General features: G+C 65.1%; 11 protein-coding genes and 2 pseudogenes. 3 read left to right on the top strand and 10 right to left on the bottom strand.

The features are described from left to right. Nucleotides 1-12: 12 nt before the first annotated feature. Nucleotides 13-663: a TetR/AcrR family transcriptional regulator gene (locus J7I89_RS16145; protein WP_214972389.1), complete on the top strand. Its 651-nt coding sequence runs from the start codon at nucleotides 13-15 to the stop codon at nucleotides 661-663. Nucleotides 664-705: 42 nt separating this feature from the next. On the opposite strand, the pseudogene J7I89_RS16140 reads toward J7I89_RS16145, so the two are convergent. From J7I89_RS16140 to J7I89_RS16115, 6 genes and pseudogenes are all read right to left on the bottom strand, one after another. Next, nucleotides 706-1,289 (bottom strand): annotated as a pseudogene (locus J7I89_RS16140) (histidine phosphatase family protein). Between the two features lie 74 nt (nucleotides 1,290-1,363). Continuing rightward, a pseudogene (locus J7I89_RS16135) lies at nucleotides 1,364-2,209 on the bottom strand (MFS transporter); the annotation flags it as partial. Between the two features lie 269 nt (nucleotides 2,210-2,478). Further along, nucleotides 2,479-3,372, bottom strand: coding sequence for a DUF308 domain-containing protein (locus J7I89_RS16130; protein ID WP_251045415.1), 894 nt, complete (start codon nucleotides 3,370-3,372; stop codon nucleotides 2,479-2,481). A gap of 953 nt (nucleotides 3,373-4,325) precedes the next feature. Beyond that, nucleotides 4,326-4,838 (bottom strand): hypothetical protein, encoded by a 513-nt coding sequence (locus J7I89_RS16125; RefSeq protein ID WP_214972386.1) that lies wholly within the window; start codon nucleotides 4,836-4,838, stop codon nucleotides 4,326-4,328. Nucleotides 4,839-5,012: 174 nt separating this feature from the next. Next, nucleotides 5,013-6,248, bottom strand: a complete 1,236-nt coding sequence (locus J7I89_RS16120; RefSeq protein WP_214972384.1) for an MFS transporter — start codon at nucleotides 6,246-6,248, stop codon at nucleotides 5,013-5,015. Nucleotides 6,249-6,394: 146 nt separating this feature from the next. Beyond that, entirely contained in the window at nucleotides 6,395-9,931 is a 3,537-nt protein-coding gene (locus tag J7I89_RS16115) for a DEAD/DEAH box helicase (RefSeq protein WP_214972381.1), read from the bottom strand. 366 nt (nucleotides 9,932-10,297) lie between these two features. Here J7I89_RS16115 and J7I89_RS16110 point away from each other — a divergent pair, with 366 nt between their 5' ends. Continuing rightward, the gene (locus tag J7I89_RS16110) at nucleotides 10,298-10,579 is read left to right on the top strand and encodes a hypothetical protein (protein WP_214972378.1); all 282 of its coding nucleotides are present in this window, start codon (nucleotides 10,298-10,300) and stop codon (nucleotides 10,577-10,579) included. Between the two features lie 42 nt (nucleotides 10,580-10,621). On the opposite strand, the gene J7I89_RS16105 is transcribed toward J7I89_RS16110, so the two are convergent. The 4 genes from J7I89_RS16105 to J7I89_RS16090 all read right to left on the bottom strand — a co-directional run bounded on the left by J7I89_RS16105 (nucleotide 10,622) and on the right by J7I89_RS16090 (nucleotide 15,597). Further along, the gene (locus J7I89_RS16105) at nucleotides 10,622-10,849 is read right to left on the bottom strand and encodes a hypothetical protein (protein WP_214972375.1); all 228 of its coding nucleotides are present in this window, start codon (nucleotides 10,847-10,849) and stop codon (nucleotides 10,622-10,624) included. 117 nt (nucleotides 10,850-10,966) lie between these two features. Beyond that, nucleotides 10,967-13,540: a DUF2156 domain-containing protein gene (locus tag J7I89_RS16100; protein WP_214972372.1), complete on the bottom strand. Its 2,574-nt coding sequence runs from the start codon at nucleotides 13,538-13,540 to the stop codon at nucleotides 10,967-10,969. Beyond that, on the bottom strand, nucleotides 13,537-14,841 hold the full coding sequence (locus J7I89_RS25815; protein ID WP_214972370.1) for an esterase family protein: 1,305 nt from the start codon (nucleotides 14,839-14,841) through the stop codon (nucleotides 13,537-13,539). The genes J7I89_RS16100 and J7I89_RS25815 overlap by 4 nt, the downstream gene beginning before the upstream one ends. Nucleotides 14,842-15,396: 555 nt before the next feature. Beyond that, nucleotides 15,397-15,597 carry a hypothetical protein gene (locus J7I89_RS16090; protein WP_374102021.1) on the bottom strand — a complete coding sequence of 67 codons (201 nt, stop codon included), beginning with the start codon at nucleotides 15,595-15,597 and terminating at the stop codon, nucleotides 15,397-15,399. 31 nt (nucleotides 15,598-15,628) lie between these two features. Here J7I89_RS16090 and J7I89_RS16085 point away from each other — a divergent pair, with 31 nt between their 5' ends. Beyond that, nucleotides 15,629-15,868 (top strand): hypothetical protein, encoded by a 240-nt coding sequence (locus tag J7I89_RS16085; protein WP_214972367.1) that lies wholly within the window; start codon nucleotides 15,629-15,631, stop codon nucleotides 15,866-15,868. Nucleotides 15,869-16,010: the final 142 nt, after the last annotated feature.

The following is a 16,010-nucleotide window of genomic DNA, read 5'->3' as shown; positions in this document are numbered from 1 at the left end:
GAGCACAAGGAGATGGCAGCTATTTCACAGGATCATCTGGACCGTCCGCGGGCTAAGACGGCGGGGGAGCGCCAGCGCCACCCCACCGAGGTCCGCCGCCAGTTGGTGGTCGACGCCGCCCGGGACCTGATCGCGGATAAGGGATTGTTCAATGTGCTGATACGGGATATCTCCAAGGCATGTGGTGTCTCCCCTGGCACTATCTCCTACCACTTCAAGGGCCTGGATGAAGTGCTCATGGAAGTGGTGAAGGCAGAGACCGCCGATTTTTACGTGCCCCTGCAGCAGAGTGCGCAGGGCTCCGGGGACCCGGCGAAAGAGCTGCTGTATTTCCTGGAAGGCATGTTCGGCTCCGACGCCAGCTCCCGCCGGCACTGGCTGATCTGGCTGGATTTCTGGTCCGCCGCGGCAAGGGACGAACAGTACGGCCAATGGATGAATGACCACTACACGGCCTGGCGCAATGCCCTGCAGGATGTGACCGAACGCGGAGTCAGCGAAGGGGCGTTCCACTGCGCCGACCCTCGCGGGTTCGCCATTGAAACCGCTGCAATGGTGGACGGGCTGGCGGTGCAGTGCTACTCGCGCGGAGCCGTCATCCCGGTGGACATGGCACGCGAGCTGCTGATCAAGTTCGTCAAGCGGGAGCTGCGGATTTCGTAGGTGGGTGGCGGCGGGGGGTCACCCGAGCCGCTCCAAAGCTGGTCAGTTGTGGGCAGGCGTCATCACCCGCTCGCCGTTCAGGTATTCGAGCTGCCAGCCGTCGACGGCGTGGTGGTGGGCCAGGTTGAGCACGGCGTTGTCGATGCTCTGCAAGGTACGGCCGATGGCGCGGCTGAGGCTGACGCGGAGGAGGGTACCGTGGGCGACCACCAGTAGGCGGCGGCCGCGGAACTCCTCGGCCAGTGCCTCCAGCGCGGCCAGCCCGCGGCAGGCTGCCTCGTCCTCGCTTTCGGCATCGCGGAATCCACCGGGAATGCGCAGTGCGTCCAGTTCGGGGCCGGTCTGCAGGCCTTCCGCAGGTCCGAAGCTGCGCTCGGTGAGCTCCGGCACGCGCCGGGCCACATTGAGTCCGAGCCCGGCAGCGATCGGGTCTGCGGTTTCCGCGGCGCGGCTCAATGGCGAGGACACGATGGCGTCCCATTCGTAACCGACAGGGTGACGACGGCATCCCGCGCCTGGCCGCGGCCGACGTCGTTCAACGGTATGTCAGTGGATCCCTGCAGCCGGCGCTGCGCATTCCAGTCGGTCTGGCCATGGCGGATGAGCGCGAACGTCGTGAGGGTCATGCTTTCAATTCGGCCCTGACAAGGAACTTCCTCCGCGCGCCGCTGCGGTTTGATGACGACGGCGGGACCTCCTGTTAGTGCTGGCGTACCGTTTCCTTGCGCTCGGCTTCCGCCCAGCCGGCCTCCTTGGGGCCGGCCGGGTAGGCGTGCTTCCGGCCGGCCAGCGTGATCACGAGAGCGACGACGACCGGCAGGCCGCCGCGACGGGGACCAGGAGCGGACCGGCCAGGACCAGGGCGGCGGAACCGTAGAGGGCTCCGACGGTGATGCCGAGCTGGATGGTCAGGACGGTGAGGCCGTTGGCGGCTTCCCTGTTTCTCGCGCCCGGCGCGGAGGATGGCGGACTGGTTGTAGATGCCGATCGCGCCCAGGCCGGCGCCCCACACCGTCATGAGGACCATGGCGCCGGGAATGGTTCCACCACCGAGCGGAAGGACCAGCATCGCGACGGCGATCGCCGCCGTCGTGATGCTGAGCGAACGGCGGGGCCGGGAGTCCACGGTGATGCCGGCGATCCAGATTCCGATGAGGCCGGAAATGCCGAGGATGGTGAGGGAGAGGCTAATGGCGTAGTCGGGAAGGCCGGCTTCGCGAATGAACGGCGCGATATACGTGAACAGCGCGAAGTGGGCCAGGACCAGCAGCGGGCAGGCGATGGCCACGGACTTCACGCCGGGCTGGGCGACGGCCTTGCGCATCGAGGGGCGGACGGCATCGGGGATCCTCCGGACCTGCGGCAGCAGCCAGAGAGCCAGTCCGGTCAGGAGCAGGCCGAAGCCGGCCAAGAAAAGGAAGGACGCGCGCCAGCCGAGGAGCCCGCCGAGCACGGTGCCCACGGGCGCCCCGATGGCCATGCCCAGGCTGTTGCCGCTGAAGAAGATGGCCAGAACCTTGCCCACTTTGTCGGCCGGGACCAGCCGGCGTGCTCGATGGCCGGCGCAATCACGAACGCGATTGCAAGGCGGAGCCGTGGACTCCATCATCACGGACTCAGTGTGGGGCGCGAGGCCAGCGTCACTTGCCGTCGCGAGAGAGCGCGTGATGTCAGACAGGGTCGCTGCGGCTCCCTCCAAGCGCGGCAAAGCCCCCTAATGATGTGAACTGCCCCCCAAAGCTGGACTGAGAAATTCAGTTCTACTTCTGGAGGTCGGTTCAATCTACTGGGGGCTTTGCACTTTCCTTAGGAGTGCTACTTGACGGCTACGAAAACTTTGTCGGCCAGCATGCCCGGCCTGACTGCGAGGACGCCCTGGCCAGCAGTGGCGGTCGGCACTTCGATGGCGGTGTTGCCCGTTGCGGTGCCGTCCTTGTAGAGCGTGCTCGTGGTGTCGATGGGCTTTGGTGCGGCAACGAGCTTGTCGAGTCCATTGACAGTCGTGCCGTTCGCTGTGACGTACTCGATTGAGACAAAGGCAGGCATCTGCCCGTCAGGGTCATCGCCGATATAGGTAGCGGAGTAGTTCACCAAGATGTACTGTGACCCCTTGGCCGGCCGCTCATTGAATTGGTTGGCCGCGACAACGGCATCCGTGGCGGCGAGGGTGACAGAGTTGATTACGACGCGCCAGTCGTCAGACGCTACAACCGAGCCTATCGGGGACGGGTTCTCACGGGTTCCGGCTTTGGCGGCAGGATCTTCCTTTGCTGCTGCCTGGTCGTTCGTACCTGCATCGCCAGACGGTGCGGCGATTGTTGTGTCGCCGCTGCCGAAAGCGTTGTCAAACGATGTTCCGACAACGGCAAAGAACACGGTAAACCCTACGATCGTGCCCACGATAGAGACGATCAGGGCGGTGACGCCCGTCCACTTGACCTTGTCTTTCAAAAAGAGTGAAACGATAGCCAGAACGAATGCGATCGGCAGCAGTATCCAGCCAATGATGAGTGCACCGGGGATGCAGGCGAAAATGAACCCGAGCGCCGCTGCGATAAGCGCGATGAGCCCGACGACGTTCGATTGCTTCTTCGCCTTCGCTGGCCGGGGCGTGCGCGTCTGTGTTGGCGGACCATAACCCGGCTGCCCGAGAGGTGGCTGCTCAGGCTGCCCCGGTGCCGTCTGCTGGTAACCCTGTTGATGTGACATTTGTTCCCCATATTTCTATTAGTCTGTTCAAATTTCGGCTTCGCCAGATTGCAAGCTGAAGTCGGTAAGGTGTTGTGGCAGTTACTGTTTCAGCCACGAACCACAGCGAGAGGTTTTGAGGTCCTGACCTGCCGAGAGGTCACTGAACGGCGGCCGCCGGAGACGATTTCACTGTCAAGAATATGGGGCGCCGTTGGAGCCATTACGGTAAATCCCCCAGTAGCAGCCACCCGGTGACATCGGAAGTAGTGCGATATTTACCAGGTTCGATGTCCCTCCAACACCATGCCAGCCTTCTGGGCGTCCGGGCCGTCTTGTTGCTCCCAACCGCAGGAGCCACACTTGAACTTTTCCGGATTCCCTTGCGAGACCAAAGCCTTTCATCCGGAACCTGGAAGAACGGCTTTATGGCCCATCTTCGAGTGGGAAGCTTGGCTATCAGCAGGACCTGTTGGCAGGTGCTCTACTGTTCGAAGGTTAGGCGGCGCTGCCGGCCTTTCAGGAATCCCTTGGGAGGGATTATTTTCGGTCACGAGTGATGCCCCCAGTTTTGCGTGCAAGTTGCTTCTTTCGGACTGCCAGTCGGTCAAGGAGGTCATCCCATCAATTCTGATATCCGGCCGGATTGCGGACATTCACCAATGAGCCCGGTGTCGCTACAACCTCGTCGAGAATGAGCCTATTTGCTTTTCCGGCCACAATTGCGGTGCTGGGCTAATCCTCAGCCAACATTCGGGCTTTCTTGAGCCGATCCTGAGGTTTCGTGGCTCCTCTTATGATTCTTACTCGCTGGAGTGCACCCCAAACGAAGGCAGTCGGAATAGTGACGCTGCTTGCATGACCACCGCCGAATCCGCCCGCCCGTGCCTCGCCTCGGGGTGGCGCTCACTCACCGCTCTTGGTCGCGTTCTTCATTATCCCGACCGGCGAGGCCTCCCGCCCAAACCCCACAGCTACGAGGCCTGCCACTGCTGTAAGCACCTTGGGCCCCGCCTCCTTGACCGCGTTCGTCCATTGCCCTGGGTCCCTGGCCGCGTCCCACAATCGTGTCGTCTCCAATGAATCTCGACCGGGCTCGATTCCCAGCGGGCCGGGAAGTCATCGACGGCGATCCCGACATGCTTGATGGAGCCCACCACAGCCCGGGACTTGCGCGGGTACAGCAGCACATTCGAGTTGGCCGTGGCAGCAGCCGCATTCATGCGGGCCATCAAACCTTTGGTGATCGTCGAGATGTCTTCCCGCCGCTCCTGCCGGTCATCCTTCAGCACGAGCCGAAGCACGTCCGGATCAGCCGGAGACGCGTCCAGCATCGGGTCCAGTCGCACCACGTCGAGCCCGTCCTGTAGTTCGAGGCAACGAGCCACAACGGCGAGCAACTCCAGAACCTGGGACTCTGCTTCCTCGGCCGTCTTGGCGAAGCCGTGAAGAAGATGGAGAGCACGACCAAGATCGGTCCCACCCAATCGAGGAAGCTCTCGGCAGCCGTCTTGTTCCCGATGACGGCCAAGCCCTCGCCAGCACTGATCAGCTGAATCTCGTTGTCTACCATCGGCTCCTGAAGTGGGGGCAAGGTAAAGCGGTTCTTCTGAGTTGAGAGTGTAGTCGGTGTGCGCCCGGCGGCCGCGGTGCGGGTGTCGCTAGTGCTGGAGCGCCGGCTCGGTGGCTTCCCGCTCGGACCATTCGCGCTCTTTGCGGCCGGGCGGGTAGGCGTGCTTCCGGCCGGCCAGCGTGATCACGAGAGCGACGACGACCGGCAGGGCCGCCGCGACGGGGACCAGGAGCGGACCGGCCAGGACCAGGGCGGCGGAACCGTAGAGGGCTCCGACGGTGATGCCGAGCTGGATGGTCAAGACCGTGAGGCCGTTGGCGGCCTCCCTGTACTCGCGGCCGGCGCGGAGGATGGCGGACTGGTTGTAGATGCCGACCGCGCCGAGGCCGGCGCCCCACACCGTCATGAGGACCATGGCGCCGGGAATGGTTCCGCCGCCGAACGGCAGGAGGAGCATCGCGACGGCGACTGCCGCCGTCGTAATGATCAGCGAACGGCGGGGCCGGGAGTCCACGGTGATGCCCGCAACCCAGATGCCGATGAGGCCGGAGACGCCGAGGACGGTGAGGGAGAGGCTGATGGCGTGGTCGGGAAGGCCGGCTTCGCGAATGAACGGCGCGATGTACGTGAAGAGCGCGAAGTGGGCCAGGACCAGCAGCGGCCACGCGATGGCCACGGATTTCACGCCGGGCTGGGCGATGGCCTTGCGCATCGAGGGGCGGACAGCGTCGGGGATCCTGCGGACCTGCGGCAGCAGCCAGACAGCCAGGCCGGTCAGGAGCAGGCCGAAGCCGGCCAGGAGGAGGAAGGACGCGCGCCAGCCGAGGAGCCCACCGAGCGCGGTGCCCACCGGCGCTCCGATGGCCATGCCGAGACTGTTGCCGCTGAAGACGATGGCCAGGGCCTTGCCCACCTTGTCGGCCGGCACCACCCGCGATACGAACGGCGCCATGGTGGTCCAGAGCAGGCCGTGCGCCAGGCCGCCGACAAGTCGTGCGCCCATGGCCGCGGTGAAGTTGGGTGCGACGCCGACGAGGACGTTGCTGAGCGCGAACGTGAGGACGAGTGAGACGAGCAGGGTCTTCCGCGGAATCCTGGCCAGCAGCCGTGCGGCCGGGATCACGGTGACCACGATCACGGCGGCGTAGGCGGCGGCGAGGTAGCCGGCCACCGGCTCGGACACGTTCAGGCCGTCGCTGACCTGGGGCAGCAGACCAGAGGGCAGCAGCTCGGTGGTGATGGCGGTGAAGGCGATGGTGGCCAGGACCAGCATCGCGGCGAGCGGGAAGCGTCGAGGTTCGGGCGCGGGAATCGCGGAAGACATGGGGGAGGGATCCATTCAAGGGGAGGGAGGGGTACGGCGCCGATTGCCGGGTTCCTCACCACAAGTTACCTGATTTAAGGGACCTGAGGCAGGGTCTGTCAGACCCTGCCTCAGGGGCCGGGCGGGCCCGGACGTCGGTACCTGTGTCAGTCCTCGAACAAACCGCGCACGTCCTCTGCTGACAGTGCTGAGGAAAACATCGCGTCGTCGTCCAGTACCGCGGTAAACAGCTTGGCCTTCTTTTCCTTGAGTGCCATGACTTTCTCCTCGATGGTGTCCCTCGCCACCAGCCGGTAGACCATGACGTTTCGGGCCTGGCCGATCCTGTGGGTGCGGTCAACGGCCTGCGCCTCTGAAGCGGGATTCCACCACGGGTCCAGCAGGAATACGTAGTCCGCCTCGGTCAGGTTCAGCCCGAATCCACCGGCTTTGAGGCTGATGAGGAACACCGGCGCGCTTCCGGACTTGAACCGCTCGATCACCTCAGCACGACGGCGGGTCCTGCCGTCCAGGTAGGCGTACTCGATGCCTTCCGCACCAAGCCGTGCCGCGGCCTTGCCCAGGAAACCGGTGAACTGGCTGAAGATCAGGGCGCGGTGTCCCTCGGCCACGATGTCGCCGAGCTGCTCCAGCAGGGCATCGAGCTTGCTGGACGGGACGGACGCGTATTTCTCGTCCACCAGGGACGCGTCCAGGCTGAGCCTCCGCAGCGTGGTGAGGGACTTGAAGATCGCGAAGCGGTTCTTGTCCATGTCGGCAATCAGCCCCAGAACCTTCTGCCGTTCGCGCTGCAGGTGCCGCTGATAAATCGTGCGGTGCCGCGGCGCCAGATCCAGCTCCAGCACCTGTTCCTGCTTCGCGGGCAGATCCTTGGCGACCAGTTCCTTGGTGCGCCGCATCATCAGCGGCCGGACCCGCCGTCGTAATTGCGCGAGTTTCTCCGCGTCCCCCTCTTTCTCCACCGGCTTCTGGTAGTACTCGGCGAAATTCTTTGCAGAGGGGAACAACCCGGGGGCCGTGATCGCGAACATGGACCACAGTTCCATCAGGTTGTTCTCCATGGGCGTGCCCGTGATGGCGAGCTTGAACGGGGCCGGAAAACGGCGGGCATTCTGGCTGGCCTTGGTGGCCGGGTTCTTCACGAACTGTGCCTCGTCCAGCACCAGACCGGCCCACTGCTGTGCGGCGTAGGCCTCATAGTCGAGCCGGAAGAGCGTATAGGAAACAACCACGACGTCGGACCCGGCGGTAAGTGCCGCCAGATCCGTCCCGCTGCGCTGCAGCGTGTCCGTGACGGCGGTGACGCGCAACGCCGGGGCGAACCGTCCGATTTCCGCGGCCCAGTTGGGCACCACCGATGTAGGGGCGATCACCAGGAAAGGGTGGCGCGCAGTTTCGTCCCGGTCCGGAGCGCCGATGCCGTTCTTCGCATGGCAGATCAGGGCGATGGCTTGCAAAGTTTTGCCCAGGCCCATATCGTCCGCGAGCACGCCGCCCAGGCCCTGCCCCCACAGGAAAGCCAGCCAGTTGAAACCGTCCTGCTGGTACGGCCGCAGCGATGCGGTGAGGCCGGCCGGCAGCGGCACGTCCTGAATCTCCGAGAACCGAAGCAGCCCGCCGACGTTCCGCCGCCATGAGTCGGCCTGTTCGGCGGTGGCTGCCAGTTCCTCGAACTCGCCCCAAAGCCCGGCCTGGTACCGGCTGATCCGCAGCGGACCTTCGTGGTCCTGAAGAGCCCGGGCCTCTTCAATGAGACGGCGCAGCTGGAGGAACTCGGGCTGGTCGAGCCGGAAGTAGTTGCCGTTGGCCAGCATCAGGTGTTCGTCGCCGGCAGCCAGAGCATGGAAGAGCTGCTGGAAGTGGACATCTTCCCCGCCCAAGGTGACGGTGACGCCCAAATCGAACCAGTCGCCGTCGTCCGTTCCCTTGGTGCTGACGCCGATGACCGGCGTTTCCGTGAGCTCGCTGTAGTCCGGCACCTGGCCCGTTGTGATTACGCGGCAGTGCTCAAGCTGTTCCAGCGCCGGCAGTGCATCGGTAGTGAACCGGGCGGCGGCGACGTTTCTGAGCACGGTTGGCTCGGTGCTGCCCGGGTGAAGGGAGGATTTGTCCGGGAACTGCTCCTGCCAGGCAGCCGGAAACCCGTCCAAAACTGCCGCGGCCCGGGCCAGAAGCTGCGTTTCGAAAGTGTGGTCCCGGTAGCCGGCGTCGGTACCGGTGCCGGTGCCGGGCAGCGGTTGGCGCGTGACGGTGCCGGCGGATCTGTACTCCCAGTGCCACTGAAGCTGCAGAACACCCGGCGCGTGGGCGGCTGTCAGCACCAGCTCCGGCGGCAGGATCTGCGGCAGCTCCACGGAGGCGTCGCTGCAGATGACGTCTGCTGCCTGGGCCAGCTGCGGGAAGATGGCGCTCAGGAAGGAATCGCGGGCGGCGGCCGGAACCAGCAGATCCGTGCGGTGGCGGATCAGCGGACGGACGGCGTCGGGAACTGGCGCCTTGCTCGGGGCCAGATGGAGATCGCGGGCCGCCGTGCTGGTGCCTGGCCCCGTGGCAGTGTCCCACCAAAACAGTCCGTGGCCAGGCTGGCCGATCACGCCCATCGCGGTGTGGTCCGCGGCAGTATCACCGGCGCCACTGCCGCCGACGTGCGGTGCCAGCCGCAGCCCGCCGTTGTGGGCGCGGACGTCCAGTGAAACGCTGACAGGGTCATGGACCACGACGGCGTCCCCGGACTTTGCGGCCACCAGCGCCACACCGATTTCGCCGGCTTGGCCAAGGAGCTGCCAAAGCAGCGGGCTGTCGAAGCGCTCCAGCGGCACGTGTGTGGACGGTGCCTGCGTGCCCTCGGCAGCGTAGATTGCGGCAAAGGTCCGCATCCAACGGATCTGCTCCGTACTGAATTCATCGAGTTGGTATCCGTAGTACGAATGCCGGAAGGTGTCCCAGCGCAGTTGGCCGATGACCCACTTGCCCTTGGAGTTCTGTTTCACCGGCCTGGCGGTCAGGCTGACCGGCGGGGCGGATTCGTTGTGCCAGGGTTTGCTGCGTCCGAGCTGGTACCAGGCGGGCTGGCCGGAAGCGGATTCGTTTAGGTCCAGCTGCACACCGAGCCTCAGCGTTGGCCGGCTCGCGCCGCGGATGACCTGCCCGCCAGCGAAACCCGGGAATCCCGGGGCTGGCTCTGGGTGAAGCAGGGAATGGATCTGCTCCTGCCAGGGAGAGGGAGGTGCCTTCTTTTGAACAGCTCCCTGAGCACGGGGAGCGGGCGGCTTTCTTGGCGCGGGTTGCTTCGTGGCCCGCTGCGCCGGCGTCGGCTGTACCGGGGGGTGGGCGCCGGAAGGAGCCGGCTGAACGTCAAGGAGGGCAGGCTGTGTCATGACAGGGCCGCTGCTGATTTCCAGAAGCAGAGCGGCCACATGCTTGCAGTTGAAGCGCATGGGGCAGGAGCAATCGCCCCATTCAAGACGCAAACCGTTGATCCCGTCCTTGAACGACACTTTGGTGCGGTAGGGGGCGCTGCGGTTGCCCTGTATCTTTCCTTTCAGCTCCAGGTTCTTGGGATTCCATTCGACACCTGAGACGGCGCCCTTGCGCGCGTAGGTACGGCCGCGACTGAGCGAGGTCACGCCCACAAGGGAAACAATCACAGGATCGGCGAGCTGGGGTGGGTGCGTCAAAGTCACGGCTTAACGCTACCGGGGTGGCGGGAGAAGGAGGCGAAGGCGCCTCGGCAAATTACTTCACGGTGAGCTTGCCGGATGCTGGCGATCGTGTCTTGGCCCTCGAGGATGAAGGATTCGTCGGGCATGGTGGGATGCCGCTCGGCGGGGGAACTGCAAGTGATGGCTTCAGTCAGTAGCTGGCAGGGTTTGAGGGCCAGTAGCACCGCCGACCATTGAGACGGGGGCTATGTTGCTCCGGTTGCCCTGGAGTTATCCCGGGGACTGCTGGGCGCGTGGCGCTCTCACAGCCTCTTCAAAGGGCCCTTTATCGCTGCCTTCATGTTCGTGGGCAATGATCAATCAATGGGGCTTTGGAGGAGGGCCTTTGTGCCTGGAATAGCAGCTTTGGCAGTCATTTTCCTGAGCGGGGCCGGCGCGTCCGGCATTGACCAGATGGCAAACGTCAAAATTCACAGTCCGACATCGGGCACGGTGGCCGCTGTCATGGCTGACGGTCAAACCTCGCTGCATCACTTGGTCCTGCGCGGTCTTGCCAAAGGGTCGCTTCCCGGTGGCTATCCTTACGATGAACCCCGGGATGAAAGGTCCGACGAGGACTATCAGGAAACTCTGCACCAGCAACGACCATCGACGAGCCCTGCGCAGTAAGAAAGATTTGGTTGAGGCAGACTTCAATGCCGCTCCGCATCCTCACCAGTGCAAAATCGCGCTGATCTCAGCTCTGACCAGCCGCTCGGCCAGTTCGCCAAGGTCCAGGTTCAGGACGGCTTTGAGGGCGCGCGCCATGTTAGGGGCTGCGGCAAGGAATTCGGCCAGGCCCGGATCAGATTCCAACTCCCGTCCGAGCTTTTCTCTAACGTCATCAGCGGTCCAACGGCTGTCGGTATGCTGACTGGTGAGTACAGTCCTAGCGTTCATGGCCCTGTCCTTCCCTGCGCCCTGAGCATTGGCTTCGCTATAAGCGACTATGGCGGACTCACTTGACGCTAAAGGTGGTCGTTCTATGGCAGACAGGCAGGCAGGGCGCGCCCGGCCTTAGTTGAGGCGGCCGAGGGTCCGGGCGAGGGTAATGCTTTGCCGGGTTGAAACTTCCGGGAGGTAGGCGCGCGCCAACGCGACCCCGACGGTCGGCAGGGCCGCGATATCCGGGAGCGCCATGAACAGGGTGCTGTACTCCGGGTGGAACTTGGCCTTGAAACGGAACAGGGAACCAAAGCCGTAGGCGGGCTCGAGGGTCCTCGAAAGCCAGGCGAGGAAGGCCGCGATTCCAGTAGCGCGCCCTTCTGTACTGCCGGCACCGGATCCCGGTTTAGTGGCCAACGGCTTAGTGGCCAGCGGCGCGCCGGAAAGGCTCAGGAACCGCACGCCCTCCTGCTGCAGATGCAGGGCCGCCGAGGCGATGAGGAACTCCATCACGCCATTGTCCGAGCCAGGAGGGCGGCGCATGAAGTCCAGGGTCCAGGCGACCACTGCCCCGTCCTCGTGGACTGGCATCCAGGACGTCACGGCTTCGATGCTTCCGTCATGGGCAACTGCGAGCATCAGGCGGACGTCCGGGTCTTTGAGTTCGTCCAGGCCGCCAAGCGTGAACCCCATTTCCGGCAGCTTGTTTTCGGCCACCCAGGATTCGGAGATCGCCGTGATCTCAGCGGTTGCGGCGAACGGCAGTTCGGCCCAGGAGGTCCATACCGCGGTGCGGCCCTCCCGGGCCGCCTTGTTCAGGGCGGTCCGGACGTTCTGCCACTGTCTTCCCTTCATGGTGAATCCCGCTGTGTGGATGACCGTTTCCTCCCCCACCGGCAGGTAGCGCCAGCCGAGTTCATTGAAGACGGGCAGCAAAGCGGAATGGAAAGAGTAGAAGACCGGAGACCAGTTGTGTTTGTCGCAGAAAACCAGGAATTCCCGGATGGTCCCGCGCGCCCGGTGGCGGGCGCAGATGGGATCGCCGAGTACAATTGCCTGCCCCTTGACCACCCGGTACGCCAGGGCCCCGGAGCCGTCATGGGTGAACCACGGCGTATTGCCCTCCCAGGTGGTCATATGCCCCAGCGAGCCGCCGCCGTGGCGGCGCAGCAGCGCACGGAACTTCCCGACGTCGTGCGCTGACGCGACGCGGGGTGAGCGCGAAAGCAACCAAAGGGCGGCGAGGAGGAAAACCGTCCAGAACGCTGGTCCGGCCCACTGATAAGCCCAGCTCACCGCCGTGTGCCGCGGCAGGAGCAGGTGCCCGGTGCCGCCCAGGAAATGCGGCGGGACGAAGCGGCGCGGCGCCTCGAGAAACACCCGGGCTGCAGCAACCCGCGGGGCGATGGACTTCAGGGCCCGAAGTGCGGTGACGGTGCAGGCAGCCGCCAGGACCAGGAAGGCGAACACCACCACCAGGACGAAGCGGCGGAGGTCGGGTTGGGGGGCGCGGATCCCGAAGTGCCTGCGCTGGAGCAGGAGCATGATCACGGAGCCGGCAGGAACCAGGGCCGCCGTGATCATCCAGATGAGCAGTTCCTGGCCGTTGAACGGGCGGTGTACAGCCGATCCCGCCTGCACGCTGAGCCGCATCACCCCGAAGGATCCGGGCGTCGCCAACAGGATCACCGTATTGACGCCCACGGCCAGCCACCAGCCAAAGCGCCTGCCCCGGTACAGCCCCCACGCCGCCACGCCCAGCAGCACCACGGGCACGAACGCGAGCAGCATCATCCCGGGCCCCTGCGAACCGATCCGGGCCAGTTGGTGGATGCACAGCCTGGACATCGGGAGCCCGCCCCGGCAGGCCGCGGCAAGCGTTCCTGGGTCCACGGGATCATTCATGAACAAGTAGGAGCCGAACGCGAAGGGCGTCAGGTCGGTGCTGCCCAGGAAGGCCACCAGCGGACCCACTGCCGTGACCAGTACGACGGCGGCCACCAGAGTCCGCGTCTCCCGGTGCGAACTCAGGGGTGCTTTGAGCGGACGCTTCCTGGCCCGCAGCAGTGCGCCGAGGGGGAACCCTGCCAACACCGCCAGGAGCCGGTAGAAATCCTCGGGGTCGCCCGAATAGAGGACGAAGATCAGCACGAACGCCAGCAGGACCACCCTGATCCTGCGCCGCCAAAGCAGGCCCATGCTGCCGGTGGCCGTTGAAAGGGCCCCCAGGACGCCGGTGAGCGGATCCACCGTGGCGGCCGAGGAAGCGGCCGTGGACCACCATTCCCAGGCGAGCGTTCCCAGCCATTGCAGCAGGATGCCCAGGAAGCCGCCGGCAAGCCCGGTGGCCAGGAAGGCGAGAACCGCCTTCCGCGTTCCGAGGACCCGTTCCGCCAGGCCGAGGAGGAGGATTGCCCCGGCCACCGCCAGCAGGGTTGCCGTGGCATCCTGCGGCACCAGGAGCGCCGTGAACAGTGTCCACCACCGGCCTCCCAGGAAGGTGGCATCCACGCCCTGGCCCCACAGCCGGCCGGCATCCGCGCCGGATGCAGAGTGGACGGACACAGGGTGGCCGGGCAGTGTTCCGGAAAGTGTTCCGCTGAAGACGGCCGCTGCGAGGAAAACGGCCGCCATGAGGAACGCAAAGGGGATGCGCCTGAAGAACCCGTCCAGGCGTTCCTTGGTGTTTCGCAGTTTTCCGCTCATGAAGGAGACAAGCCCCAGCGCGGATACAGGAGGCGGAAGGCTTCGGCCGCCCCGCCCTCGAGTGCCTTGCCTACATGGCCGGCCCCGGGAACGCTGTAGAGGCTGGTCCGGATGCCCACCTGCGCCGCCGTTGCCGCTGAGCGTTTGGCGGCCGCGGTGTACACGGGGTCGCGGCTGCCCGCCGTGTACACCGCGTCCGTGTCCGTGTAATGCCCGTGTGCCAGCATGATGTTCCCGGGCTTGACGGCGTCGTAGGCCTTCTGGTCTCCGTTGAAGAACCCAGCCAGGGTCAGCGCGGGCTTATCCGCCCCTTGGAATTCTTCCCCGGAGATGGAAATGAAGTTTCCGAAGTCCTGGGGATATTTGGCGGCGAAGTAGCTGGCGCACGTCCCGCCGTTTGAGTAGCCAAGGAAGGTCCAATGCCTGCGGTCCTGCATGATCGGCAGGTTTTTCCGGGCCCAGGGCAGGACGTCCTGGGTGACGTAGCTTTCCACTTTGCCCTTCGGCCCGTCCAGGCACAGCGGATCCTGGGTGGGGTCGCCGAGCTGGTCCACAATCAGGACTATCGGGGCGAGACCATGGTTCTTCCGGGCCATGGCGTCGGCCACGTTGCCGATGCCAATGGGGCTGGGACTTCCTGGCTGACCCATCATCATGATCACGAAAGGCAGGAGCGGCGGATGTTTCACCAGGGCCGCCGGCGGCAGGTAGAGGCCGGACCAGCGCGCCTGGAACCCGGAGTGCGCGGTCGGGATCGGCAGGGGCGTCTTGCCCCTGAGCCCTGTTTGGGGCATGTCAGCCGGAGCCGTCCAGGTCCGGTAGAGCGGTTCTTCCGAAGCTTTCTGCCAGGTGGAGCGCAGCGGGATCCGGACCGCATTCGCGGTGTTGATGTCCAGCAAGGAACCAAGGCTCTGGTTCAGCCCGTAGGCCGCATTGACCTGGAAGACGGCCGTTGCCAGGAATACCGGTATCGACAGGCCCGCGAGCAGGCTCCGCCACCAGCGTCCGCCGCGGAGGTTTGCGATGGCCAGGGCTGTCCCGGCGAACGCCGCGGGGGCCCAGAACCAGACCTCGGGCACCAACGGTCCGCCAAAGGTGTTGTCGACGAACACGCAGTACCACAGCACGCCGAGCCCTGCTGCGGTTCCGGCCGCCAAAGCGGCTGCGGCCGCTGCGAACCAGAGCGCCCGCCGTCGTTTGAGCAGGAGGTAGGCAAGCAGGACCGAGCTCAGGATGGTCCACGCAAGCATGAAGCGCGGGCCGGTCACCGCCATATCCAGGACGGGTTTCCAGAATCCCACGGCAGCTCCTTTTCCCGACGACGTTCCCCAAGCAAGCCTGGACCGAAAGCCGGTTCGTGCTGGCGTGCGCTTCTCTGCGGCCTTTGTAGCAAAGCAGGCTGGTGAAGGCCTGCCAGAAAGCTGGGAGCCGACAGGGAGCTGCAGTCCGTAACGTCCGGAGTGCCGCGGCAGAAGTGCGGGCCCTCGGCACGTATGCAACCTTCCGATCTGTGCAAGACCCGACCCGGCACATCTGATCCTGGGCACGCAGGCGCAGAACAAGTGGGACCGGCCGGCACGCCAATGGCTCCTCCTTGTGCCGGCGGGGGATCCCCAGAGCGGACTTTGCCGCCCGTTCCCCGCGCGCTGCGTGACGCCGCCCTCGAACACAGCGGGAACCTGTATGTCCTGCGGCCCCTCAAGTCAGGCATGGAAGAGTCCGGGTACTATGGCGACCGTAAGGCCATCTACGTGACATCCCTGCGGCGTGTGGACGGGAAATCGGCACCGAGGAGGGCGCCAACGCCGTGGTCATCGAAACCGACTACCGAGGCGAACACCGCGTGGTCCCGGTGGTCACAGGGTGGTAGGAACACGCCTCACACCCAAGCCCGACGCCACCTGCCACGTCCGGTCCAGCATGTCCGCATTCCCGTACGGGGACCAGTAGTCGCGCTGGCCGTCCTGGCCCAGTCCGACCCGGACACCGGCGGCAGCCAGCTGCTGCAGCGGAAGCGGGGCGCCGGCCGGGGCGATCGTGGCCATGGACACGTCCATCGCCCCCATCTCCTCGATGAGCGTCGCGACTATGACCCAGAAATCCGGCGACCTGCTAATGGCTTTCTCCGAAGGGGCCGTTACAGTGCGCGACATCCGAGGCGAGCTGGGGCAGGTTGTGGCCAGACAGGTCCCCGGCCGCCGGGATGAAGCGGACATCACCATGTTCAACTCCGTGGGGATCGGCATGCAGGATGTGGCGATCGGGCGGCTGCTGTACGACGCCGCGGTTCAGCGGAGGCTTGGGGTGCGGGTGGACGTGGCGGGGTGACCTCCGCCAGCCTTCAAAGGCACGCACGAGCCGCGCGGCACCGTTTTTGCCTCGGCCTGCATCCAATCGGGAATGGGATTCGTTACCGATGTTCCGGCAGCGGCGGCTGTAGTCAGGACTGAGCCCTGTAACGAGCGTGCAA

This window comes from Arthrobacter sp. ISL-5, from assembly GCF_018613835.1.
In the GTDB taxonomy this organism is placed as follows: Bacteria; Actinomycetota; Actinomycetes; order Actinomycetales; family Micrococcaceae; genus Arthrobacter.
The sequence above is the reverse complement of the archived record's forward strand: the minus strand, read 5'-3'. Positions and strand labels throughout refer to the sequence as shown.

What these genes read in the sequence shown, in the direction of transcription:
- J7I89_RS16120 (WP_214972384.1), bottom strand. Translation starts at nt 6,248, where the DNA reads ATGTCTTCCGCGATTCCCGCGCCCGAACCTCGACGCTTCCCGCTCGCC.
- J7I89_RS16130 (WP_251045415.1), bottom strand. Translation starts at nt 3,372, where the DNA reads ATGTCACATCAACAGGGTTACCAGCAGACGGCACCGGGGCAGCCTGAG.
- J7I89_RS16100 (WP_214972372.1), bottom strand. Translation starts at nt 13,540, where the DNA reads ATGAGCGGAAAACTGCGAAACACCAAGGAACGCCTGGACGGGTTCTTC.
- J7I89_RS16145 (WP_214972389.1), top strand. Translation starts at nt 13, where the DNA reads ATGGCAGCTATTTCACAGGATCATCTGGACCGTCCGCGGGCTAAGACG.
- J7I89_RS16085 (WP_214972367.1), top strand. Translation starts at nt 15,629, where the DNA reads ATGACCCAGAAATCCGGCGACCTGCTAATGGCTTTCTCCGAAGGGGCC.
- J7I89_RS16105 (WP_214972375.1), bottom strand. Translation starts at nt 10,849, where the DNA reads ATGAACGCTAGGACTGTACTCACCAGTCAGCATACCGACAGCCGTTGG.
- J7I89_RS16090 (WP_374102021.1), bottom strand. Translation starts at nt 15,597, where the DNA reads ATGGACGTGTCCATGGCCACGATCGCCCCGGCCGGCGCCCCGCTTCCG.